Below are 22,701 nucleotides of genomic sequence, written 5' to 3'. Positions count from 1 at the left end.
AGGACGGCTGGCGCGGCCGCGCAGCCACCAGGCCGCCTGCCTCGCCCGTTGGCGCCCTGACCGGAGATTTGACATGACCACGGCCGCGACGACCGAAGACCTTGCCACTGAACTGCGCACGTTTGCGGAGACCGCAGGCGCCTGGCCGTTCGAGGAAGCGCGCAAGATCGTCGAGCGGCTGAAGCGCAAGCCCAAGGACGAGGTGCTGTTCGAGACCGGCTATGGCCCCTCCGGCCTGCCGCACATCGGCACGTTCGGCGAAGTGGCGCGCACCACCATGGTGCGCCACGCCTTCCGCGTGCTCACCGAAGACAAGATCAAGACCCGGCTGCTGTGCTTCTCGGACGACATGGACGGCATGCGCAAGATCCCGGACAACGTGCCGGACCGCGCCGCGCTGGAGCCCTATCTCCAGATGCCGCTGACCTCCGTGCCCAATCCGTTCGGCGGCGACTATCCGAGCTTCGGCGACCACAACAACGCCATGCTGCGGCGCTTCCTCGACACCTTCGGCTTCGATTACGAATTCGCCAGCGCCACCGATTATTACAAGACCGGCAAGCTGGACGCCGTGCTGCTGCGCGCGGCCGAGAAGTACGATGACATCATGGCCGTGATGCTGCCGACGCTCGGCGAGGAGCGGCAGGCCACCTACAGCCCGTTCCTGCCCATCTCGCCCACCAGCGGCCGCGTGCTCTACGTGCCGCTGAAGGCGGTGGACGCCAAGGCCGGCACCATCACCTTCACGGACGAGGACGGGGTGGACAAGACCCTCCCCGTGACCGGGGGCAAGGTGAAGCTTCAGTGGAAGCCGGACTTCGGCGCCCGCTGGGCGGCGCTCGGCGTCGATTTCGAGATGTTCGGCAAGGACCACCAGACCAACGCGCCGGTCTATGACAGGATCTGCGAGATCCTCGGTGGCGTGGCGCCCGAGCATTATGTCTATGAGCTGTTCCTCGACGAGAATGGCCAGAAGATCTCCAAGTCCAAGGGCAATGGCCTGACCATCGACGAGTGGCTGACTTACGCGAGCCCGGAGAGCCTCGCGCTCTACATGTTCCAGTCGCCGCGCTCGGCCAAGAAGCTGCATTTCGACGTCATCCCGAAGGCGGTGGACGAATATTTCAACTTCCTCGCCCGCTATCCGGCGCAGGACTGGAAGCTGCGTCTCGGCAATCCGGTGTGGCACATCCATTCCGGCAATCCGCCGGTGGTGGACATGCCGGTGTCCTTCTCCATGCTGCTCAACCTCGCCTCGGCGTCCAACACCGAGGACGAGGGCGTGCTGTGGGGCTTCCTCAACCGTCACGTGGAAGGTATCTCGCCTCAGACCCATCCCAAGCTCAACGAGCTGGTGGGCTATGCGGTGAAGTATTTCAATGACTTCGTGAAGCCGAACAAGCGCTTCCGCGCCCCGGACGACGTGGAGCGGGACGCCCTCGCGAAGCTCGATACGGCGCTGGCGGCGTTGCCGGAAGGCGCGAGCGCGGAAGATATCCAGACGGTGCTCTATGACGTGGCCCGCCCCATCCCGCGCTATCAGGACCTCAAGGCTAAGGGCGCGACGCCGGAGAAGCCGGGTGTCTCGGTGGAATGGTTCAACACCATCTATCAGGTGCTGATCGGGCAGGAGCGCGGACCGCGCTTCGGCTCCTTCGTGGCCATCTATGGCATTCCCGAGACGCGGGCGCTCATCGCCAAGGCCCTCGACGGCACGCTGGCGGCCTGAGGCTTGACCGTCCGCGCTTTGCGCGGGCGGCGTCTCTTATCGATCGCTTGCTCTGGAGTGGCTTGGCCTCCGGCTGGCCCGTTGCTCTAATCCCCGGCGAACGTCCGATTCGGATGTTCCCAAGGTCCGGCTGTCGCTCGGCTGCACGGACGCATAAGGGTGCCTTCGGCATCCGGGGAGGCTCGCATGACGCCCATTCTGAAAACCGCCGTCGCCACGGCGGCGCTGTCCCTTGCCCTCGCCTGCACGGGCGCCTTCGCCCAGCAGGCCACGCCCCCGGCGCAGCCGCCGATCACGCTCAAGGCCATGGGCTCCTTCCATATCGGCGGCAAGACCGTCGATATTTCCGGCAAGCCGGTGAAGGAAGTGGTGTTCTCGCCCGGCGGTGTACCGGCCAAGATCGACCCCAACGGCACTTACATCGCCGGCCAGATGTATGTGCAGTATTTCATTCCGCAGGATCAGAAAGGCACCGTGCCCCTGCTGCTGTGGCACGGCGGCGGCCTCACCGGCGTGACCTATGAGACCACGCCGGACGGGCGTGAGGGTTGGCTCAATTACTTCCTGCGCAAGGGCTGGGCGGTCTACAACTCCGATGCGGTGGAGCGGGGCCGCTCCGGCTGGGCGCAATCGCCCGACATCTTCCCCGGCGAGCCGGTGTTCCTGACCGTGAACGGTCCCTTCGAGCGCTTCCGCATCGGCGATGGCGCCGGCTCCTGGTCGGAGGATCCGGCCAAGCGCAAGGTGCTGCCGGGCAACCAGTTCCCGGTCGATTCCTACATCCAGTTCGTGAAGCAGAACGTGCCGCGCTGGACCACCACGGACGACTTCATCCTCGATGCCTATAGCCAGGAGATCGAGAAGGTTTGCCCCTGTGTCATCCTCGTGCACAGCCAGTCCGGCAAGTTCGGCTTCGAGATGGCCCAGAAGCATCCGGACAAGGTGAAGGCGCTCATCGCCGTGGAGCCGGCGGTGACGGGCGATCCGAAGCTGGCGGCGAAGCTCGCCGGCGTGCCGATCCTGGTGCTCTATGGCGATTACATCGCCACCGACAGCCGCTGGCCGACCATTCGCGAGCGGGCCATGGACTTCGTGAAGCTGGTCCGCGATGCCGGCGGCAGCGTCGATGTCATCAACCTTCCGGAGAAGGGCATCAAGGGCAACAGCCACCTCATCATGATGGACCGCAACAGCGATGAGGTGGCGGGCGTGATCCAGAACTGGCTGGTGGAGAAGAAGCTCACCCGCTGAGCTTTGGCGCGTTCCGGGGCCTATTCCCTCCTGCGCAACGGGGCCGCCGACACGGTCCGCTTCATCACGGGCCATCCGCCGCCGGCGGGTGGCCCGCAACACGTCGGATCAGCGGATGCCGGCTCTCGCATAGCGTCCCAAGGCCACGATGCCGCGCCGACCGGGCCGTTCGATCAGGAGGTAGCACAGCGACGAGACCCCGAGCGAGGCCACCCAGATCCCGGCATATTGCAGCCAGACCGGGATGCCGGCGAAGGCCGCCAGATTGTCCGAATGCCAGCGGATGATCAGTTGATGAAACAGATACAGCGAATAGCTGATCTCTCCGAGGAAGATGAGGGACGGCTGCGAGAGCCAGCGGCTCGGGCCGCCGTCGTAACGGGCCAGCGCCAGGATCATGGCGGCATAGGCCGGCGTGGCGGCACTGGTGGAGATGAAGGCTGCCAGCGGCGCGGGCAGCGCACCAAGCCATTCGACCTTGAACATCATGTTCGCCACCAGCAGCAACCCGAGGCTCGCCAACTGGATGCGCGTGCCGTTACCGGTGGCGCGGCCCGCCGTCTTGAACCACTGCGCGGCCACCACGCCGGTTGCGAAGACCGGCAGATTGACCAAGGGATTATACTTGCCCAGCCACGTGGCATCCAGGCTTGGGAACAGCGCCGCCGCCAGGATCAGCGCGGCGATCACCGCCAGCGTGATGACCGCGAGGCGCCGCAGGGCGTTGCGCCGCATCAGCCAGAGCACTGCCGGAAAGGTCGCATAGAAGAACATCTCAACGGAAACCGACCAGGACGGCGCATTGATCGACCAGTAGACCGCCTTGGAGGGAAACCAGGCCTGGATCATGCTGATGTTCGCCGCGAGGATGGCGGCTTCGGTCAGGCTTTGCTGGATCAGCATGAGGCTGTAGGGCCAGAACAGCGCAAACCAGAAGGCCACCGCCGCTAGATAGGCCGGCCAGACGCGGGCCACTCTGGCGATCATGAACTGGAGATGGGACCGGTACTTCTCCGCGTGCAGCGTGAGGACAAAGCCTGACAGCACGAAGAAGAACGGCACCCCTCCATTCAGGTCCAGCGGCCAGAAGGCATCGGCGGGAAAGAAAGGCGGCAGTTGCGAGTGCCAGAGCACAATCGCGGCGGCTGCGAAAAACCGGGCGCCGGTCAACGCAGGAATATTCACGAGGAGCCCACCCCTCAGGCCTGTTAACGGTACGGTGCTTTGGTAGGCGCCGCGTTGCTTATGCCGAGCCGCCTGTCCGTTTGCAAGGTGTGGCCTTCTGGGGTCGCTTCCGCGATGCGTTGCCTGCCTCATCCCAAATTGGGCGGGTGAGGAAGACGCTTCACGGACGTTCAGAGCCTCGCCTGCACGCCGGTTGGTCCGTTCGGCCAATGGCCGCCCGGCTGGCCACTGCGTCCTAAACTGCGACCGATGCGCCATGTGGACAGTGGACAGGCCGTGCGTCTTTCAAACTTCATCGATCATGTGTATGATATTTAATAGTCACATTTTCTATTTGTAGTTTGGAGGCATCCATGACGCTCCGCCTTGGCGATACGGTTCCCGACTTCACCGCCCAGACCACCGAGGGGCCCATCAGCTTCCACGAGTGGCTCGGCAATTCGTGGGGTATCCTGTTCTCGCATCCGAAGAACTTCACCCCCGTCTGCACCACCGAGCTGGGGCAGGTGGCGCATCTGAAGGGCGAGTTCGACAAGCGCAACGTGAAGGTCATCGGCCTGTCCGTGGACACGATCGAAAACCATCCGGCCTGGGTCGCGGACATCAAGGACGCCACCGGCGCGAACCTGAATTTCCCGCTCATCGCCGACAGCGACAAGAAGGTCTCCGACCTCTATGACCTGATCCATCCGAATGCGAGCGACACCGCCACCGTGCGGTCCGTCTTCGTCATCGGGCCGGACAAGAAGCTGAAGCTGACGCTGACCTATCCGGCGAGCACGGGCCGCAACTTCCAGGAAATCCTGCGCGTGGTGGATTCGCTCCAGCTCACCGCCCAGCACTCCGTCGCCACGCCGGTGGACTGGAAGCAGGGGGATGACGTCATCATCGTCCCCTCCGTCTCCGACGAGGCCGCCAAGGAGAAATTCCCCGAAGGCTGGAAGACGGTGAAGCCCTATCTGCGCGTCGTGCGCCAGCCTGGCACCGCCTCCGCCTGACGTACATCCCTTTGCATTAGCGCTGCCGCCTGCTCCTCGGGGCGGCGGCCTTTGCGCAGGCCCGCGCCCGCCGACTTGACCCCTCCTGCCCTCGCGATAGAAGGACAGGAGAGTGATGGCGCCGGCGGCGCGGGGTGCGATGATCTATATCTGCTACGGCGTCACCAAGTCGGCGAGCACCTTCCTCTATCAGCTCACCGAGGAAATCCTGGTGGTGTCGGGCCGCAGCTGCGGGCGCATCCGCCAGCCCGGCAGCGCCAAGCTCGAGAACTATTTCGACCGCATCTCTCCCGCCTTTCTCGACCGCATCGCGGCGGCTGCGCGGGGGCGCGACGTGGTGCTGAAGACCCACGGACCGCTCGATCCGGGTGTGGGCGAGCGCATTGCCTCGGGCGCGGTGAAGGCCTCGGCCAGCATCCGCGACCCGCGCGAAATGGCCATGTCCATGGCGGACAACGGCGCACGGGCGCGCAAGCTGGGCCTCCTGCCGTTTGCCGAGATCCACACGCCCGCCGATGCTATCCATTCCCTTGACGTGCAGATGGACTATTTCGCGGCCTGGTCGTCCGTGCCGGATGTCGAGCTCTTCACCTATAACGAGATCTGCTTCTCCACCGAGGCGGCGATCCGCCGGGTAGCCGCGCATCTCGGACTGAGGGTGGATGCGGCGGCGGTGCTGGCGCCCTTCCGCGACGGCTCCATCATCGGCCAGTTCAATGTCGGCAAGCCGCAGCGCTACCGGGAGATGGATGCGCCGACGCAGGCGCTGTTCCTGGAGCGCTATGCCGACCTTTATGCCCGCTTCGATTTCGATGCCGCCGTGCCGGAAGCCCCACCGCCGGTGCTGAAGCCGCGCGGCGCCCTCGGCCATCGCATCGAGAGCACGCGGCGCTATCTGCGCCGGGCCTTCCTCACCCGCAGCATCGGCATCGTCTCGCCTTACTGACCGCCGCCTTTTGGCCTTCAGTCGCGGCATGATAGACGGGGTTCCGCCGCCGCGCCGAACGGCACGTGCGGTGAGCGAAGGTGGATGCGAGGCAGTCATGGCAGAGGGCAATAACCAGCTTTCCCGGTTTCTCGGTGGCTCTCCGGTCTCGGTTCTGCTGCGCCTCGTCATCCTGTGCATCGTGGTCGGGGTGATCCTCGCCGCGTTGGGCCTCGACCCCGCGCATCTGCTGGAGAGCTTCCGCCGCCTCATCGAGACCGTGTTCTCCCTCGGCTTCGATACGGTGGAGCGCATCTGGCGCTATTTCCTGCTCGGGGCGGTGGTGGTCATCCCGCTGTGGCTGATCTCCCGACTTTTCCGGAGCGGGCGGTGAGCGGTCGCCTGTCCCGGCCATGAGCGGGTCTGCCTCCCTTCCGGCCGGGCCGGTCACCCATCGCAGCGTGCTTGCCATCGCCGCGCCCATGACGCTCGCCCATCTCACGACGCCTCTGCTTGGGCTCGTCGCCACCACTGTGGTGGGGCGGCTCGGGGATGCGGCGGCGCTGGGCGGCGTCGCGCTCGGTGCGGTGGTGTTCGATTTCCTGTTCTGGGGCTTCGGCTTCCTGCGCATGGGCACGGTGGGCCTCGCCGCGCAGGCGCTGGGACGGGGAGATGCGCTCGAGCAGCGGGCAGTGCTCGCCCGCGCCCTGCTGCTCGCCTTTGCCTGCGGCGGGGCCATGGTGCTCTTGCAATGGCCCATCGGGCGCCTCGCCCGCCATCTCGCCGGTGCCAGCCCGGCAGCGGATGCGGCGCTTGCCACCTATTACGGCGTGCGCATCTGGGCGGCGCCCGTCAGCCTTGCCAATTACGCCTTGCTCGGCTGGTTCACCGGGCTCGGGCGCACGGGACACGCGCTGGCGCTCCAGGCCGGCATCAACGGCATCAATATCGCGCTCTGCGTGTTGTTCGTCCTCGGACTCGATCGCGGTGTCGAAGGGGCGGCTGAAGCGGCGCTCTGGGCCGAGGCGGCGGGCACGCTCGCCGGCCTGCTGCTCTGCGCCCGCCTGCTCGGCTTCCGGCTGGAGGTGCCCCGCGCCGTGGTGACGGACCGCGCCCGGCTGATGGAGATGTTCGCGCTCAATCGCGACATCATGATCCGCACGGCCGCGCTCCTCGCCGCCTTCGCCTTCTTCGCCGCGCAGGGCGCGCGGGCGGGCGACGTGACGCTCGCAGCCAATGCGCTCCTCAACACCATGGTGCTGCTGTCGGTCTATTTCCTCGACGGATTTGCCACCGCCGCGGAGCAGCTCTGCGGCGCTGCCTCGGGGGCGCGGGACCGCACCGCCTTCTCGACCGCGCTGCGGCTGGTGCTCGGCTGGGGTTATGGCTTTGCCGTGCCGGCGGTCGCCTTCTTCCTGCTGGCGGGCCCCACCATCCTCGGGCTCATGAGCACCAATGGGGAGGTGGTGGCCGAGGCGGTGCGCTATCTGCCCTTTGCCGCTCTGCTGCCGCTCTTCGGGGTCGCGGCCTATGCCTATGACGGCGTCTATGTGGGCGCGCTCTGGTCGCGCGACATGCGCAACCTGATGCTGGCGGCGCTGGCTTTCTATCTCGCCACGTGGTGGGCGCTCAGGCCCTTCGGCAATGCCGGGCTCTGGAGCGCGCTGCTCCTTTTCCTCGCGGCGCGGGGCGTGCTTCAGGCATGGCGCCTGCCGGCGCTGGTGCGGCGGACCTTTGCCGAAGGCTGACCGCCTTCAGAGCTGCGGGAAGATGTGCGAGCCGTCGGCCCCCATGGGCAGGGGCTTCACCCACAGGGCGGAAGCCACCGGCAGCGGTGCATAAAGATGGGGGAACAGCGCCCCGCCGCGGGAGGGCTCCCACTTGAGGTGCGGGGCTAGGCGCGCGGAATCCACCGCCACCAGCAGCAGGTCGTCCTTGCCGGCGAAGTGCTTGGCCGCCGTCTCGCGCACCTGCTCGGCGGCGGAGAAATGGATGTAGCCGTCGGCGAGGTCCACGGGCGCGCCCTCGAAGCGTCCCGTCGCCTCGGCGGCTTCCCACAACGTGCGGGGGCAGATCTTGTAGATGATGCAGGGATGGCTCATGCCGCCCATGTAGCCATTTGCATCCGGGCACGCCAGAGGGAGTATCTTTATGCGGCGGAGGACTTGATTCCTGCACCCCGGATCGGCGATACATCCTTTCCTATATATTTTCCACGCGCAGGCGCCCCATGCTGACCCACGGCCAGATCTGGACGGCGATCGACCGGCTCGCCGAGGCCAACGGCCTCTCCGCCTCCGGTCTTGCGAAGCGCGCGGGGCTTGATTCCACCGCCTTCAACCGTTCCAAGCGCATCACCTCCGATGGCCGCCCGCGCTGGCCGTCGACCGAAAGCGTGTCCAAGATTCTCTCCGCGACAAACACCAGCATGCGGGCCTTCCTCGCCCTTCTGGAGGGGGAGGACATCGGCCCCTCCGGCTTCAGCGAGGAGCCGGCGCCGCCCTTCCGGCCGCAGCGTGCCATTCCCCACATCGGCCTCGCGCAGGCGGGTGACGGCGGCTTCTTCGACGATGCCGGCTTTCCGGTGGGCAGCGGCTGGGACGAGATCCTCTTCCCGGAGGTGGAGGACGAGCATGCCTATGCGCTGGAGATTTCCGGCGACAGCATGCTGCCGCTCTACCGGCCCGGCGACCTCGTGGTGGTCTCCCCCGCCGCCTCCGTGCGCAAGGGCGACCGGGTGGTGGTGAAGACCCGCGACGGCGAGGTGCTGGCCAAGGAACTGGTCCGCCGCACCGCCCGCACCGTGGAACTGCGCTCCCTCAATCCGGAATATGAGGGCCGCACGCTGGCCGCTACCGACGTGGTCTGGATCGCCCGCATCATCTGGGCGAGCCAGTAGGTCTACGCGGCTCCTTCCGTCGCGGATGTCTCGCCCAGCGCCGCCAGAAGGCGGGCGAGCTTGTCCGGATTGCGGGTGATGAAGATGTCGGTGATGCGCCCGTCGGCAATGGCGAAGGCCGTCGTCTGGATGAGCCCGCCCCGCTCGCGGCTGAGGAAGCCCGGCAGCCCGTCGATGACGAGCGGGCGCAGCAGGGCGCCGTGATCGGTGTCCTTCACCGCAAGGCGGGCATAAAGACGCAGGATGCGCGCAGACCCGATGATGGGATTGCGGAATGCCAGCACCTTGCCGCCACCGTCCGAGCGCAGGGTGGCCGTCTCGGCCAGCAGGCTCCCCAGGGCCGTGACATCGCCGCTGCGGCTGGCGGTGAAGAAGGCCTGCGCGATGCGCGCGCCTTCCTCTTCCTCCACCTTGTAGCGCGGCCGCGCCTCCCGCACATGGCCCCGCGCGCGGGCGGCCAGCTGGCGCACCGCGGTGGGCTCGCGTTCAAGGGTGGCGGCCACCTCGTTCAGCGGCACGCCGAACACGTCGTGCAGCAAGAAGGCGGCGCGTTCCAGCGGCGAGAGCCGCTCCAGTGCCAGCATGAGCGTCAGGGTGAGATCATCCGCATCCGGCACAGGTTCGGGCAGGGAGAGGCCATCCACCAGGGGCTCAGGCAGCCACGGGCCCACATAGGTTTCCCGTGTGCGGCGGGCCGATTTCATGAGGTCGAGGCACAGCCGCGTGACCACGCGGGACAGGAAGGCGGGCGGCGCCGCAATGGCGGAATGGTCCGCCCGCTGCCAGCGCAGCCAGGCGTCCTGCACCACGTCCTCCGCCTCGCTGAACGAGCCGAGCATGCGATAGGCGAGGCGCAGCAGCCGGGGCCGCTGCGCCTCGAAAATCGCCGTCGCCCCGTCAGGCTGCGGCATGCGCGGTCTCGAGCGCAGGCGCCACGCGGAAGCCCACCTGAAGGCGGTTCCAGGTGTTGATGGCGCCGATGAGCAAGGTGAGCTGCACCCGTTCCTCCTCGGTGAAGACCGCGGCGATCTCAGCATAGTCCGCATCGGGGGCGCGCGTCTGCGGCAGGAGAGTGAGGGCCTCTGTCCAGGCAAGCGCCGCCCGTTCGCGCGGGGTGTAGCAGGTGGCCTCCCGCCAGCCGGCGAGCAGGTGCAGCCGCATCTCGCTCTCGCCCTGGGCGCGGGCATCGCGGGCGTGCATGTGCAGGCAGAAGGCGCAGCCATTGATCTGCGAGGCCCGCAGCTTCACGAACTCGCGCACGCTGGTCTCCAGCGTCGAATGCCGGATGCTGGCTTCCAGTGCCATCATTGCCTTGATGCCCTCGGGCGCCAGCCGGAAGGGCTCCTTGATCCGTTCGCTCATCGTCCTGTCTCCATGGCGCGCTCCATGCGCGTTCGAGGACAAGACGAGGGAGAATGACCGGGTGTGACATAAGCGGCGGATTTTTTCCGGCCGCCCGTGCCCCACCGCCGGTCAGATCACCTGCATCGCGAACAGCGCAACGCCGAGCATTCGCTGATCAGGGTTGGCCGGATCGAGATTGCATGGCCGGACCGCTTCCGGCGCCCGGATCATCAGCGTCATGAGGCCGCCGGCCGGATCGCGGCGCTGGACGATGGGCACCGTGACGCGCCGGCTTTCTCCGGCAACGAGGGTGATCTCCAGGGGCGGCGCGAAATCGAGGGAGAGGAAAACGGACTGCCGATCGACATAGGGAATGCCGGCCAGCGTCAGCACCAGCGCCTCGGCGTCGGGCTCCGGAATCCGTAGCGTGATGGCCGTTTGCCGGCTGATCCAGAGCATCCGGCTGTCGCCGCCATAGGTGCCCGACCAGCGGGACAGCGCCGGGTCCATCTGCGCCGCGCTCCATTCAAACCCGCGCGTGAGGGTGAGAATGGGCGGCACGGCCGGGACATGCGCCGCGCCTTCGGACGCGCGGGAGTCCAGCGGGTTGGGTGCCGCATGGGTCCCGGTGAGCCGGTTGCGGAGCCGGATCCATTCATCCGCCTGCGCCGAGTGGTCGGCACGCCACCGGGCGTCGATCCGGGCGGCCTGCTCGGGAGTGACTTGGCCCTGCGCCTGAAGCCACGCGAGGTCCCGCAGCCGTTGGGCGCGGGTCATGAAGAGGATCGCCGCCAGATGTTCCTTGCCGGCGGGTGTGGCATCGAGTGCTCCGATGACGCGGTGGCTGTTGCGGGCGTGCTGGCGCCAGCCGACGAGCGGCTGCGCCAGATAGTGCTGGCTGCCAAGGAGGATCGCGCGAAAGCCGGTCAGGAGATCGAGGCCATAGGCGCACAGCTCCGGATCGAGCGGCGGAAACGCCTCGATGACCGAGCGATGGAAGGCGGAGGAGGCCCCCAGCCAATAGGAATTGTGCTGGAGGTCCGGCAGCGCCACCGGGTCGTCGAGCCGGGCGTCCGCCGCATGCGGATCGAGCACGCCGATGGAAATGCCGGTCTCGCTCAGCAGCACGGCATTGGAGGTCACCAGCCGGCAATCGGGATCGGCCGCGAAATGGCCGATGATGGTGTCGAGGCGCCCCGGCAGGGCGATGTCGTCGCTGTCCGCCTGGATGATGACCGGCGCGCGGGACAGGCCGAGAACGGCGGGCAGCATGCCATGGCCGAGCGCCGTGCTGTTGCGCATGACGGTCGCCATGACCTCGGGCCGGCCGCCGAGCCGGTCCAGCGCGGCAGCGAGGCTGCCGTCCTGTGAGCCGTCGTCCACCAGCACCAGTTCCACGTCCGGCCGCCACTGGGCCAGCAGGCTGTCGATCTGCGCTCCGATCCACTGGGCGTGGTTGCGCAGCGGGATGAAGACCGTTGCGGCGAAGGTTTGCCGAGGGGCCGCCGGCGGCGGCGGCATGACCCAGGCGGACTGCGGCGCGGGCTCCGCCCAGCGCTCCATGGCGGCGGTGATCTCGTCCTCGCCAAAATAGGGGCGGACGTCGGGATGGGCGTAGATCGCCTCAAGCGTCGCCCGCGGCAGCCGGAAGCACTGCCGCAGGGCGCGGTAGATGCCGCCGCTCGGCTTGTCCTCGCCCGTATTGTCATGGGGAAGGACGAAGTCCATTCCCGGAAACAGCTCCGTGAGGCCCTTCTCGATGGCCGCCGGTGCGCGCTCGTGGCGGAAGAGCAGCAGGCGCACATTGTCGCGGCTCTGGATGGAATAGCCCTGCGCCGTGTCGAAGGCCTGTTCGCGGAGATCAAAGCCGAACGGCCCCGCGAGTTCCTGCTCGAACCACTCGAAGGGGGCCCGGATCATCTTTTCCAGAAAGGTGCGGACCGGATCGCCGTCCGTCGTCTCACGCAGCCACAGGTCGGCAACGCGCGTTGCGATGGCTTCCGCGCTGGCCTGGACGGATGGGCTCACGCAATCCGCGAAGGCGGCCTCCAGATTCTGCATCGCGACCGACAGCGAACGGCTGACGGGATCGCGCACGCCGCTGATGATCGTGATCGTTTCGCCGGTCGCGCGGGCATGGGCGAGGCGCTCCCGGATCGGCCCGTTGTCGAACGATCCACGCAGGCCCGACGTATCGGCCGTGACTGCGGCGGCAAAGCGCTCAAGCGGATCGAGAATCCAGGGCTCCAGGCCATGACTGCGGAACACGTCGCCGGGAAAGCGTTCGGTCAACAGGTGATGCAGCGAGGTGGTGCAGACCTTGGCGTAGGTGAGGATCAGGATCACGATTGTTCTTTTCGTTGGAGCGGTTTTCGGTCGCTCGGTTTATAAGAGAACCATTGTTCTTCGGTCGGAACGCTTCAGATTTACCCGTGCGCCCATGCGCTCCGCGCCACAGCGAAGCGCAAGAAGCGTTCGAACATAATTTTAGAGGACCGGGGCGGTAGACTTCAAGTTGGATTGCTGTGGGTGGTATTATTTGATGCATCCATGAAATGGGAATTGCCCGCCGCGGCGAGACTGCCTATCACATGGCGAGGTGTCCGGCCGGTGGATGGGCCGCCGCGCCTTGCCTCTCAGAGGAACCGCGCCCTCCCGGCCACTCCCTGTCCGATGCACCCGCCCTGTCGAGTTCCGAACGCTCAGATGCCCATGTCCCTGATCGCGCCCCTGTCTCCCGAAACTCCGGATGGCCTGCTGCTGATCGGCGGCGGCCGCAATGCCCGCAATCTGATCTGCATCTTCGAGACGGCCGGCGTTGCGGTGCGGGGCATTGCGGATGACCGGCCTGCGGGCAAGGTGCTGGGGCACACGGTCGGCTTCATCGACGATCTGAACGGCTCGGACGTTGCGGCCTTCCTGACCATCGCCGATCCCGATCACGCCGCGCAGGTGCGGGAGCGGCCGGCCCTTAGGGGCTGCCGGTGGCCCCGCTTCGTGCATCCGTCATCGGTGGTTTCATCCCATGCCGACATCAGCGAGGGATGCTATGTCGGCCCCTTCGCCATTCTCACGGATGTCGTCCTCGGGCGTCACGTGCATCTCTTTGCGCATAATGTTCTGGGCGCCCGTGTGAGGGTTGGTGACTTCACGGTCATTCTGCCCCATGCGACGCTTGCCAGCGACGTGCGGATCGGAAAACGCTGCATGATCGGCATGGGCGCGCGCATTCATGCAGGCGTGACCATCGGCGACGATTGCCGGATCGGCGTCAATGCGGTGGTGCGGCGCGACATGCCCGACCGGGCGATTGCCGTGTCGCAGCAGGCGACGCGCATCAAGACCCGCCTGTCCTTTGCCACGCGCCGCAGCGTGCCGGTCGAGTAGGCGCCGGGGGAGAGGTTACTCCTCCTTCCGCAGCAGCGCTTCCAGCGTCTCCAGCCGGTCGGCCTCGCGGGGCGGCTTGTCCCAGCGCAGGCGGGCGATGCGAGGGAAGCGCATGGCTACGCCGGAGCGGTGGCGGGTGGAGCGGGCGAGGCCCTCGAAGGCGACTTCCAGCACCAGCCCCTCGTCCGGCTCGTGCAGCACCTCGCGCACCGGGCCGAAGCGGTTGATGGTGGCGCGGCGCACGAACTTGTCGATCTCGATGAGCTCCTGATCGGTAAAGCCGAAGTAGGCCTTGCCGACCGGCACCAGCACATCGCCCTCCTCGCCCTGCGTCCAGACGCCGAAGGTGTAATCGGAATAGAAGGAGGAGCGCTTGCCGTGGCCGCGCTGGGCATACATGAGCACGGCATCCACGGTGTGGGGATCGCGCTTCCATTTCCACCACGGCCCCTTGGGGCGGCCGGGGAGATAGGCGGTGTCCCAGCCCTTCAGCATCACCCCTTCCACCGCCTCCGCATCAAGGCCGGCTCCGGCCGAGGCCGGATCGCGGCGGGCGGCGGCGAGGCCCTCCCAATCCGCGAACGGCACGAGCGGCGAGAGGTCAAGCCGCGTGTGGCCTTGGGTCTCGAGCCGCGCGATCAGCGCCTCCAGCCGCGCCCGCCGGTCGCGGAAGGGCAGTGGCCGCAGGTCTTCGCCATCGACGGCGAGCAGGTCATAGGCACGGATATGGGCGGGGAATTCCGCCAGCATCTTCGTGGTGACGGCCTTGCGGTTGAGCCGTTGCTGAAGAACGTTGAAGGTCTCGACCCTTTTCTCGCGCACGATGAGCAGTTCGCCGTCGAGCGCGCCGTCGAAATCGAGTGCCTCCACGAGGTCCGGGAAGGCGCCGGAAATGTCTTCGCCCGTGCGGCTGTAGAGGCGTGCCGCCCGCGTGCCGTCGCTGCTGCGAGCGCAGACCGCCTGCACGCGGATGCCGTCCCATTTCCATTCGGCGGCGAAGCTCGCGGGAACGAGGGCGGAAAAATCCGTCTCCTCGATGGCATGGGCGAGCATCACCGGGCGGAAGGGCACCGGGTCCGTGGTCTGCGGCCGCTCCCCATTGCCTTCCGCCCAGGCGAAAAGCTCGCGATAGGGCATGGTGAGGCCGGGCCAGACCAGTTCCACCTCATCCGGCGGCAGATCGCCCAGCGCCGCCACGGCGGTCTTGGCAAGGCGTGCGGCGGCGCCGACACGCAGTGCGCCGGTGATGAGCTTCAAGAGCGCCCAGCGGCCGGTTTCGTCCAGCCCGTCGAGCCAGAGGGCGAGCTGGCGGGGCAGGTCGCGCTTGGGCAGCGTTTCCAGCCCCTCGACGATTTCCGAGAGGAAGGGCGCGTGGTTCGAGCCCGTCTCCGGCTCTTCTTTTGGTGCCGGCCACATGAGGGCGACGGTCTCGGAGAGGTCGCCCACATAGTCGTAGGAGAGCTCGAACAGCACCGGGTCCGTGCGCTCGGCGATGAGGGCGCGGATAAGGCCGGGCTTGGCATTGGTGAAGGAGAGCTTGCCGGTCAGGGCGGCGAGCGCCACCCCCCGCTCGGGGTCCGGCGTCGAGCGGAAATACTCGCTCATGAGCCGGATCTTGGCGTTGCGGCGCGGCTCGTAGGAGAGGCGGTCCAGAAGCTCGGCGAAGCGGTTCATGGGGCGCTTTCCTCCGCCGCACCATCCTGCGGCGGCGCCTCGGGGCCGGCCGTCGCCACGGCCTCGCCCTCGGCCGCCTCATCCTCTTCCGCATAGCCCACCATGTGCAGGGGCTTCGCCTTCAGGCCTTGCGTCTGCGCCCAATGCACCAGCGCGTCCTCCGCTCCGTGCGTCACCCACAATTCCTCGCAGCCGGTGGCGGTGACGGAGGCGGTGAGCCCATCCCAGTCCGAATGGTCGGAGACCACCAGCGGCAGTTCGATGCCGCGCTGGCGGGCGCGGGCCCGCACGCGCATCCAGCCGGAGGCGAAGGCGGTGACGGGATCGGGGAAGTTGCGCGTCCACAGGTCGGTGATCGCCATGGGCGGGGCGATGACGATGGCGCCGGCGAGCTTCGCCTTGGCCATCTTCGTCACATGCGCCACCGGGCCGAGGGCGATGCCCTGCGCCTCGTAATAAGCGGTGATCTCGGTGAGCGCGCCGTGCATGTAGAGCGGCGCGGTGTGGCCCGCCTGCCGGATGAGCGCCATCATGCGCTGCGCCTTGCCGAGCGAATAGGCCCCCAGAATATGCGCGCGCTCGGGAAAGAGCGCGACGGAGCGCAGGAGCTTGGCCGTCTCGTCCGCCGCATCCGGATGGCGGAAGACCGGCAGGCCGAAGGTCGCCTCCGAGATGAAGACGTGGCACTTCACCGGCACGAAGGGCGCGCAGGTGGGGTCGCGCGCATCCTTGTAGTCGCCGGAGGCCACGATGGTGAGGCCGCGCCAGTCGAGCGCCATCTGCGCCGAGCCGAGCACATGGCCGGCGGGATGGGCGGTGATGCGCACGCCGTTGATCTCGACGCTCTCGCCATAGGCGATGGCCTGCGTCTCGCCGGCGAAATCCGGCCCGTAGCGCAGGGCCATGATGTCGAGCGTCTCGCGCGTCGCCAGCACCTTGCCGTGTCCGCGCCGGGCATGGTCCGAATGGCCGTGGGTGATCACCGCGCGGTCCACGGCGCGCACCGGGTCCACGTAGAAATCCCCGGCGGGAGAGTAGAGGCCCTTGGGCGAGGGGCAGAGAAGGTCTTCCGGGCGCATGGCTAAAGGCTATATGGGTGCGCAGTTGCAATCCGCGAGGCCTTCGTGGCGTTCCAGTCCAGCACTCAGCCCTTGTCCGCCTCTTCCGGCAATCCCGCCCTCGACCGCCGGCTCGACTGGGCGCGGGCGGATCTGGAGGCGGGTGATGCCGCCGCCGCGGCCGAGCTTCTCGCCGATACGGTGGCGGAAGCGCCCCATTTCGTCGCCGCCTGGTTCCTGCTGGGCGAGGCGCGGGTGGCCGCCGGCGATGAGGGAGGGGCGGCGGAGGCCTTCCGCGCCGTGCTCGCGCGTGATCCCGCCGATGCGCTGGGCGCAGGCCTGAGGCTCGCGCGCCTTGGCGGCGCGGAGGCGGAGGGCGCCATGTCGGCGGATTATGTGCGCACGCTGTTCGATCAATATGCCCCGCGCTTCGACGAAGCGTTGCGCGGCAAGCTTGCCTATCGCGGGCCGGAGGTGCTGGCGGAGGCGGTGAGCGCTGTCTGCGCCGGGCGTAGGCGGGCGGAACGCTTCGCGCGCGGGCTGGATCTTGGCTGCGGCACCGGCCTTGCGGCGGGGCTGTTCGCCGGCAAGGTGGCGGCGCTGGCGGGCGTCGATCTCTCCCCCGCCATGGTGGAGCGGGCGCGCGCGCTCGGCCTCTATGCGCGGCTGGAGGTGGGCGAGATGGGCGCGGCGCTGGCCGCCGAGGCGCAGGAAAGCCTCGATCTCATTCTCGCCGCCGATGCGCTCTGCTATGTGGGCGATCTGGCCCCGATCTTCGCGGCAGCGTCCAGAGCGCTGGCGCCGCACGGCCTGTTCGCCTTCACGCTGGAAACCCACGAGGGGGAGGGCCTGCTGCTGCGCGACACGCTGCGCTATGCCCATGGCCGGGCGCTGGTGCAGACTCAGGCGGCGGGGGCGGGCCTCGCCGTCGCCCTTCTGGAAGACCGCTCCACCCGCACCGAGAAGGGCGCGCCCGTGCCCGGGCTGGTAGCCGTTCTCGTCCGCTCAGTCGATCTGTAGGGCGAAGGGCTCGCCCTCGAAGGCATCCGCCCCCCGGCCGATGGCGGCGATGGCCTTCACCATGCGGCCCTCGCGCTTCAGCGCCCGGTCCGCCAGCGCGACGATGCGGGCGTTGGGGGTTGCCGTGGGCGAGGCCTGGCGCAGGCGCAGCGCCAGCTCCATCTCGTCCGCCTCCGGCAGGAGGGCGCAGAGCGTGGTGTAGGCGGCCGCCGTGGAGCGGGAGATGCCCGCATAGCAATGGATGACAAGCGGCGCCTCGCGCGGCCAGGCGTGCACGAAGTCCAGAAGGTCGTGCAGATGGGTGTCGCCCGGCGCCACCAGACCCTCGGCTTCCTCGACAATGTCGTTGATGCCGAGGAAGAGGTGGTGGGTCGGGTCCACATTGCTCGGCCGCGTCACGGCGGTGCCGCCATTGATGAGGGTGATGACGTGCCGGGCGCCGGTGCGCTCCACCGTCTCGTGGAGGCGCGAGAGGGAGCAGACATAGATCATCGGGCGATTTCCTCGAACCGCGCCAGGAAGCGTTCCTTGGCCTCCTGTGCGCGCCATGGAGAGAGATAGGCGGCTTCGAGGCCGGCGTCGAGCCGGGGCGGACGGCCGAACACCTTCACCGCCTCGCCTTCGGAGAAACCGGCGAGCCGGGTGGCTTCCAGAAAGGCGGCGGCGCGGTCGGCCGCCTTGGTGAGTTTCACCAGCGCCTGCGGCCAGCGGACCGGCAGGCCGAAGCGCTGGCTGATGGCGGCGAGAAGCCGGGCCTCCACCGTCTTGTAGTCGCCGCCGATCATCGCCTTGAAGGGCGAGATCATGTCGCCGATCACATATTCCGGGGCGTCGTGCAGCAGCACGGCGAGGCGCCAGCTCCGGTCAAGGTCGTGGGTCTGCGCGCGGGCGACCCGTTCCACCAGCAGGGAATGCTGGGCCACCGAGAAGATGTCGTCGCCGCTGGTCTGGCCGTTCCAGCGGGCGACGCGGGCCAGGCCATGGGCGATGTCCTCGATCTCGATGTCGAGCGGCGAGGGGTCCAGCAGATCGAGGCGGCGGCCCGAGAGCATCCGCTGCCAGGCGCGCGGCTTCTTGCCGGCGGGCGGAGAAGGCGGGGTGGGGGGCAGGCTCGGTTGTGCGGGCGAATCCGTCATTCCCTGAGGCTTAGCGCGGTCCGTGGGGCGGCGGAAGCCGGGGCGCTGTGCGGCGGAGAGAAGCCTGCTAGTTTCGCGGCGCTCTACGCGAAAGGCCGCCCATGTCCGATCCCGTCCGCCCCACCCTTGCCGCCAGCGCGGCCGTCTTCCGCGACGGCCGCGTCCTCCTCGCCCGCCGGGGCAAGGCGCCGGGCGCGGGCCTCTGGAGCCTGCCGGGCGGCCGGGTGGAGCCGGGCGAGCGGCTGGCGGAGGCCGCCGCCCGCGAGGTGATGGAGGAAGTGGCGGTGGAGGCGGAGATCCTCGCTGTCGCCGCCGCCCGCGACATCATCGTGCGCGATGGCGAGCGGCTTCTCGCCCATTTCGTCGTGGTCGCCCATGCCGCCCGCTGGCGCGCCGGGGAGCCGACCATCGGCGAGGAGGCCATCGAGGTCGGCTGGTTCGCCCCCGACGAGGTGGCGGCCCTGCCGGGCACGGACGGGCTCGCGGAGGTGGTCGCCGCCGCCGCCCGGCTGATGGCGGCCCCTTGACGGCGCGTGCGCGCAGGGCCACGAAAAGCCATGCGCACCTTCCGCTCCGCCGCCCTTCTCCTTGCCTCGGCCGTCTGGATCGCCGGGCTCGCGTGCGGGCCGGCGCAGGCCGCGTCGTCTGAAGGCTCGACCCCGCCTTATGAGCAGGATCTCCTGAAGATCGCGGAACTGCTGGGATCGCTGCATTATCTGCGCCCGCTCTGCGGCGCCCCCAACGAGGGCCAGAGCTGGCGCACCGAGATGCAGACGCTGATCGATGCGGAGCAGCCGTCCGACCCGCGCAAGGGCAAGCTGATCGCCGCCTTCAATGCCGGCTATAACAGCTACGCCACCGTCTACCGCACCTGCACGCCCGCCGCCGTCGAGGCCGTGCAGCGCCAGATGGACCAGGGCGCCAAGCTCGCCCATGAGATCGTGGTCCGCTACGGCGGCAACTGAGGGCACTCCGGCGTTTTGGCCTTAAAGGTAACGGCCACGCCCCGGTTTCCAGCCTTTCGTTCATCGCGCCGCCCCCATCCCCCTGTGGGTCGGTTAACCTTTCGTTCAGAACTTCCGTGACGGGACCGTGGGGCGTGCTACTCCTTGGCTCGCCGCCTGATTCGGGGAGCGGCGCGGAGGTCGGTCTTGTCGAGCACGTCCAATTTCGCCAGCCATCCGCTGCATGTCGCCGAGCCGGCCTCGGACGAACGGCACGTGGCGCTGTCCTATCTGGAAGATGCCTGGACGGAAGCGCTGCGCGACGGTCTCGATGAGGACTGCCTGGTGCAGGCGGCCCTGTTCTCGGCCCTGCGCACCCTCGTCGCCATCTATGGCGAGGAGCCGACCGCCGATTATGTGGAAAGCCTTGCCCAGCGCGTGCGCGGCGGCGAATACACCCTTATCGGCCAGCGACAGTAAGCCTGTCAGTCGTTCCCGGTGGCGCATATCGGGCTGCGCCGGGCGCGGACCTTGCATATATGATGGCCTGAACGGCCCGTGCTCCGGCGCGGGTGCCTTTTCGTCACCCGGCGCCCATGCGGACTTTCGCATCGGGCCTGCCGATCAGGGACATGGCCATGGCCCACGCCTTTCTGCCCGAGCGCGCCGTCCTCGCCGTCTCCGGCCCCGACGCCCGCGCCTTTCTGCACAATGTCGTCACCTGCAACATCAACAGCCTGAAGCCCGGCGGCGCCCGCTATGGCGCGCTGCTGATGCCGCAGGGCAAGATCATCTCTGACTTCCTCATCTATGCCCCGGTGGCGACGCCCGAGACACTGCTGCTGGACCTGCCGGCGGCGCGGCTGGAGGATCTGGTGAAGCGCTTCACCATGTATCGCCTGCGCGCCAATGTCGGGTTCGAGCCACAGGCCGACTGCGCCATTGTCGCCTTCTGGGGCGATGAGGCCGCACCAGAGGGCGTCGAGGCCTTCGCCGATCCGCGCCTCGATGAACTCGGCACCCGCGCCGTCGCGCCCCGCGCCACTGCCGAAGGGCTGGGCGGCGATGCCTTCGCTTATGCCGCCCATCGCATTGCGCTTGGCATTCCCGAGGGCGGCGCCGATTTCCTCTATGGCGACGCCTTCCCCCATGAGGCGGACATGGACCAGCTCGGCGGCGTGGACTTCAAGAAGGGCTGCTACATCGGGCAGGAAGTGGTCTCGCGCACCCAGCATCGGGGCATCGCCCGCACCCGCACCGTGGCGGCCCTGCTCGCCGGGGCGCCGGAGAGCGGCACCGAGATCAAGGCTGGCGAGAAGACCGTCGGCCGCATCGGCTCCATCGCCGGCGCTCAAGGCATCGCCCTCGTGCGCCTCGACCGTGCGGCGGAGGCGAAGGCCAGCGGCCTGCCGCTTCTCGCCGGCGATGTGGAAGTGACCCTGAAGGCGCCCGACTGGGCGAGCTTCGACATGGAGGGGGCGTGAGCGCCGATCGTATTCTGACGCCGCATAGCGACGGCAAGTGCCGCTGCCCCTGGTGCGGCACCGACCCGCTCTATGTGACCTATCACGACACCGAATGGGGCGTGCCCGAGCGCGACTCGCGGGCGCTGTTCGAGAAGTTGCTGCTGGACGGCTTCCAGGCCGGGCTTGCCTGGATCACCATCCTGCGCAAGCGCGACAATTTCCGCCGCGCCTTCGACGGCTTCGAGCCGGAGGTGATCGCCGCCTACGGGCCGGAGAAGGTGGAGGCGCTGATGGCGGACGCCGGCATCGTGCGCAATCGGGCCAAGATCGAAGGCGCGGTGCTGTCCGCCCGCGCCTATCTGGACCTGCGGGAGAAGGGCATCGCCTTCTCCGATTTCATGTGGGAGGCGGTGGACGGCACCGTGCAGGTGAACCGTCCCCGCACCCTGAAGGACATTCCCGCCGAGACGCCCGCCTCCCGCGCCCTCTCCAAGAAATTGAAGGCGGCGGGCTTCAAATTCTGCGGCCCCACCATCGTCTATGCCGCCATGCAGGCCTGCGGCCTCGTGGACGACCATCTGGAGGCGTGCTGGCGGGCGTGAAGAGCTAAATTTATACAAGTTTCGATATTATATTGTCAGATATCGTTTCAATTTGCGTTTTAATTTTTTGTATCAAATTTAATTGTTCTAAAGACCATTTCTGCTTGTCTCCAGTCAGAGATTTTACCTGTTGATGATTGGCGAGTTTTGAAGCAGGTATGTTTTGCCATAGACTATTCTGAATTATGACGTTCATGTCTTCCACTCCACCAAGGCTGTAGTCCTTTTCGTGGTCATCGATTACAGCGTTGTAGTTCTTAATTTCGGCGGAAAGCGTTTTGACAAGCCGTTGGATGGCTTGTTCGATATTGTTTTCATGGGCTTGGTCTGCTCGCAATTTTTTGCCGGATCTTGTATCGTATCCGTTGAAAATCCATCCTGAAAATTTTGGCTTTCCAATATGATCAAAGTCGGCCGATCCATAATTGTTTTGCTTAAATCGTTGAATCCCTGTGTTCCAATCATTAATAAATTGGGGTAACATCTGGGCAATTAAGCTGATGCAATACTCACTAAAAGTGTCAGATGTGCATGGAATTATTAAATAATCTGATGAATATAGGGCTGATCGAACGAGTCCGCCAAAGGATGGTGGTAAATCTATTATTACGTAGTCGAAATTTTCGCCATCTTGATTTAATGTATGCTCTAACGTCCTGATTGCGGTGAACTTGGATATGCCATTTCCTGTAAGGAGATCATTGCCGACGTTCAATGCATCGGAGTATACATTTAACCAGAAATCTCCGGCTACGATTTTTACTTTTGTATTTGTGTGGGGTCCGGTATGTGTGTGTATCTTTCCAGGGCCTGTGCTTTGCAGATATCCCTGCAAAAATGCTCTTATGGTTTTTGCTGCCGGATTTGAAACTAAAGATTTAAACTTCTCGGTGCCCAGCATCGCGATAGACAGATTGCATTGCGGGTCGTAGTCTATCAGAAGGACGTTTTTACCTTTTTCAGCTAAAGAGTCTGCAATATTCCATGTCAAATTTGTTTTTCCGACGCCGCCTTTATTGTTGAATATGCTTATAAATTTAGCCATTTTGAACTCTCGGTTCGTTGGATCGTGAATTATAAGCC

At 66.6% G+C, this 22,701-nt stretch carries 24 protein-coding genes; 14 read left to right on the top strand and 10 right to left on the bottom strand.

The window, feature by feature from the left end; genetic code table 11:
- Positions 1–73 precede the first annotated feature (73 nt).
- Both DFO45_RS08910 and DFO45_RS08905 read left to right on the top strand, forming a co-directional pair.
- Entirely contained in the window at positions 74–1,729 is a 1,656-nt protein-coding gene (locus tag DFO45_RS08910) for a lysine--tRNA ligase (RefSeq protein WP_133864575.1), read from the top strand.
- A gap of 186 nt (positions 1,730–1,915) precedes the next feature.
- On the top strand, positions 1,916–2,980 hold the full coding sequence (locus DFO45_RS08905) for an esterase (RefSeq protein WP_245518005.1): 1,065 nt from the start codon (positions 1,916–1,918) through the stop codon (positions 2,978–2,980).
- 108 nt (positions 2,981–3,088) lie between these two features.
- On the opposite strand, the gene DFO45_RS08900 is transcribed toward DFO45_RS08905, so the two are convergent.
- Positions 3,089–4,375 carry an acyltransferase gene (locus DFO45_RS08900; protein ID WP_166657081.1) on the bottom strand — a complete coding sequence of 429 codons (1,287 nt, stop codon included), beginning with the start codon at positions 4,373–4,375 and terminating at the stop codon, positions 3,089–3,091.
- 143 nt (positions 4,376–4,518) lie between these two features.
- On the opposite strand from DFO45_RS08900, the gene DFO45_RS08895 reads away from it, so the two are divergent.
- The 4 genes from DFO45_RS08895 to DFO45_RS08880 all read left to right on the top strand — a co-directional run bounded on the left by DFO45_RS08895 (position 4,519) and on the right by DFO45_RS08880 (position 7,836).
- The gene (locus DFO45_RS08895; protein WP_043878784.1) at positions 4,519–5,163 is read left to right on the top strand and encodes a peroxiredoxin; all 645 of its coding nucleotides are present in this window, start codon (positions 4,519–4,521) and stop codon (positions 5,161–5,163) included.
- A 115-nt stretch (positions 5,164–5,278) separates the two neighbouring features.
- A complete protein-coding gene (locus DFO45_RS08890; protein ID WP_166657080.1) occupies positions 5,279–6,109 on the top strand; it encodes a hypothetical protein in 831 nt (276 codons plus the stop codon).
- Positions 6,110–6,206: 97 nt separating this feature from the next.
- Positions 6,207–6,482, top strand: coding sequence for a DUF6460 domain-containing protein (locus DFO45_RS08885; RefSeq protein ID WP_133864572.1), 276 nt, complete (start codon positions 6,207–6,209; stop codon positions 6,480–6,482).
- A gap of 19 nt (positions 6,483–6,501) precedes the next feature.
- Complete coding sequence (locus DFO45_RS08880; protein ID WP_133864571.1) at positions 6,502–7,836, top strand: MATE family efflux transporter; 1,335 nt, start codon at positions 6,502–6,504, stop codon at positions 7,834–7,836.
- A 6-nt stretch (positions 7,837–7,842) separates the two neighbouring features.
- On the opposite strand, the gene DFO45_RS08875 is transcribed toward DFO45_RS08880, so the two are convergent.
- Complete coding sequence (locus tag DFO45_RS08875) at positions 7,843–8,190, bottom strand: DUF952 domain-containing protein (RefSeq protein WP_133864570.1); 348 nt, start codon at positions 8,188–8,190, stop codon at positions 7,843–7,845.
- A 128-nt stretch (positions 8,191–8,318) separates the two neighbouring features.
- On the opposite strand from DFO45_RS08875, the gene DFO45_RS08870 reads away from it, so the two are divergent.
- Positions 8,319–8,987, top strand: a complete 669-nt coding sequence (locus DFO45_RS08870) for a helix-turn-helix transcriptional regulator (RefSeq protein ID WP_133864569.1) — start codon at positions 8,319–8,321, stop codon at positions 8,985–8,987.
- A 2-nt stretch (positions 8,988–8,989) separates the two neighbouring features.
- Here DFO45_RS08870 and DFO45_RS08865 read toward each other — a convergent pair whose 3' ends face one another.
- The 3 genes from DFO45_RS08865 to DFO45_RS08855 all read right to left on the bottom strand — a co-directional run bounded on the left by DFO45_RS08865 (position 8,990) and on the right by DFO45_RS08855 (position 12,677).
- On the bottom strand, positions 8,990–9,898 hold the full coding sequence (locus tag DFO45_RS08865) for a sigma-70 family RNA polymerase sigma factor (RefSeq protein WP_133864568.1): 909 nt from the start codon (positions 9,896–9,898) through the stop codon (positions 8,990–8,992).
- Complete coding sequence (locus tag DFO45_RS08860; protein WP_133864567.1) at positions 9,885–10,349, bottom strand: carboxymuconolactone decarboxylase family protein; 465 nt, start codon at positions 10,347–10,349, stop codon at positions 9,885–9,887. The genes DFO45_RS08865 and DFO45_RS08860 overlap by 14 nt, the downstream gene beginning before the upstream one ends.
- A 111-nt stretch (positions 10,350–10,460) precedes the next feature.
- Positions 10,461–12,677: a glycosyltransferase gene (locus DFO45_RS08855; protein WP_133864566.1), complete on the bottom strand. Its 2,217-nt coding sequence runs from the start codon at positions 12,675–12,677 to the stop codon at positions 10,461–10,463.
- Between the two features lie 360 nt (positions 12,678–13,037).
- Here DFO45_RS08855 and DFO45_RS08850 point away from each other — a divergent pair, with 360 nt between their 5' ends.
- On the top strand, positions 13,038–13,718 hold the full coding sequence (locus DFO45_RS08850; RefSeq protein ID WP_158304091.1) for an acetyltransferase: 681 nt from the start codon (positions 13,038–13,040) through the stop codon (positions 13,716–13,718).
- A 15-nt stretch (positions 13,719–13,733) separates the two neighbouring features.
- Here the strand turns inward: DFO45_RS08850 and DFO45_RS08845 are convergent, their stop codons facing one another.
- Complete coding sequence (locus DFO45_RS08845) at positions 13,734–15,392, bottom strand: cisplatin damage response ATP-dependent DNA ligase (RefSeq protein WP_133864564.1); 1,659 nt, start codon at positions 15,390–15,392, stop codon at positions 13,734–13,736.
- Positions 15,389–16,471 (bottom strand): ligase-associated DNA damage response exonuclease, encoded by a 1,083-nt coding sequence (locus tag DFO45_RS08840; protein WP_133864563.1) that lies wholly within the window; start codon positions 16,469–16,471, stop codon positions 15,389–15,391. The genes DFO45_RS08845 and DFO45_RS08840 overlap by 4 nt, the downstream gene beginning before the upstream one ends.
- A 45-nt stretch (positions 16,472–16,516) precedes the next feature.
- Between DFO45_RS08840 and DFO45_RS08835 the strand changes: the two genes are divergently transcribed.
- Positions 16,517–17,470 carry a methyltransferase domain-containing protein gene (locus DFO45_RS08835; RefSeq protein ID WP_133864562.1) on the top strand — a complete coding sequence of 318 codons (954 nt, stop codon included), beginning with the start codon at positions 16,517–16,519 and terminating at the stop codon, positions 17,468–17,470.
- Here DFO45_RS08835 and DFO45_RS08830 read toward each other — a convergent pair.
- Together DFO45_RS08830 and DFO45_RS08825 are read right to left on the bottom strand one after the other, a co-directional pair.
- On the bottom strand, positions 17,456–17,962 hold the full coding sequence (locus DFO45_RS08830) for a tyrosine phosphatase family protein (protein ID WP_133864561.1): 507 nt from the start codon (positions 17,960–17,962) through the stop codon (positions 17,456–17,458). The genes DFO45_RS08835 and DFO45_RS08830 overlap by 15 nt on opposite strands.
- Positions 17,959–18,522, bottom strand: a complete 564-nt coding sequence (locus DFO45_RS08825; protein WP_166657099.1) for an HD family hydrolase — start codon at positions 18,520–18,522, stop codon at positions 17,959–17,961. The genes DFO45_RS08830 and DFO45_RS08825 overlap by 4 nt, the downstream gene beginning before the upstream one ends.
- A 185-nt stretch (positions 18,523–18,707) precedes the next feature.
- Between DFO45_RS08825 and DFO45_RS08820 the strand changes: the two genes are divergently transcribed.
- The 5 genes from DFO45_RS08820 (at position 18,708) to DFO45_RS08800 (ending at position 21,618) form a co-directional block, all read left to right on the top strand.
- A complete protein-coding gene (locus DFO45_RS08820) occupies positions 18,708–19,133 on the top strand; it encodes an NUDIX hydrolase (protein ID WP_012168929.1) in 426 nt (141 codons plus the stop codon).
- Between the two features lie 30 nt (positions 19,134–19,163).
- Complete coding sequence (locus DFO45_RS08815; RefSeq protein WP_012168930.1) at positions 19,164–19,571, top strand: TIGR02301 family protein; 408 nt, start codon at positions 19,164–19,166, stop codon at positions 19,569–19,571.
- Between the two features lie 186 nt (positions 19,572–19,757).
- The gene (locus tag DFO45_RS08810; protein WP_043878786.1) at positions 19,758–20,030 is read left to right on the top strand and encodes a hypothetical protein; all 273 of its coding nucleotides are present in this window, start codon (positions 19,758–19,760) and stop codon (positions 20,028–20,030) included.
- A gap of 158 nt (positions 20,031–20,188) precedes the next feature.
- On the top strand, positions 20,189–21,034 hold the full coding sequence (locus DFO45_RS08805) for a folate-binding protein YgfZ (RefSeq protein WP_133864559.1): 846 nt from the start codon (positions 20,189–20,191) through the stop codon (positions 21,032–21,034).
- A complete protein-coding gene (locus DFO45_RS08800) occupies positions 21,031–21,618 on the top strand; it encodes a DNA-3-methyladenine glycosylase I (protein WP_245518004.1) in 588 nt (195 codons plus the stop codon). The genes DFO45_RS08805 and DFO45_RS08800 overlap by 4 nt, the downstream gene beginning before the upstream one ends.
- Before the next feature lie 10 nt (positions 21,619–21,628).
- Here DFO45_RS08800 and DFO45_RS08795 read toward each other — a convergent pair whose 3' ends face one another.
- Positions 21,629–22,663 carry an AAA family ATPase gene (locus DFO45_RS08795; protein WP_133864558.1) on the bottom strand — a complete coding sequence of 345 codons (1,035 nt, stop codon included), beginning with the start codon at positions 22,661–22,663 and terminating at the stop codon, positions 21,629–21,631.
- Positions 22,664–22,701 lie beyond the last annotated feature (38 nt).

Source organism: Azorhizobium sp. AG788, from assembly GCF_004364705.1.
GTDB classification, from domain to species: domain Bacteria; phylum Pseudomonadota; class Alphaproteobacteria; order Rhizobiales; family Xanthobacteraceae; genus Azorhizobium; species Azorhizobium caulinodans.
The sequence above is the reverse complement of the archived record's forward strand: the minus strand, read 5'-3'. Positions and strand labels throughout refer to the sequence as shown.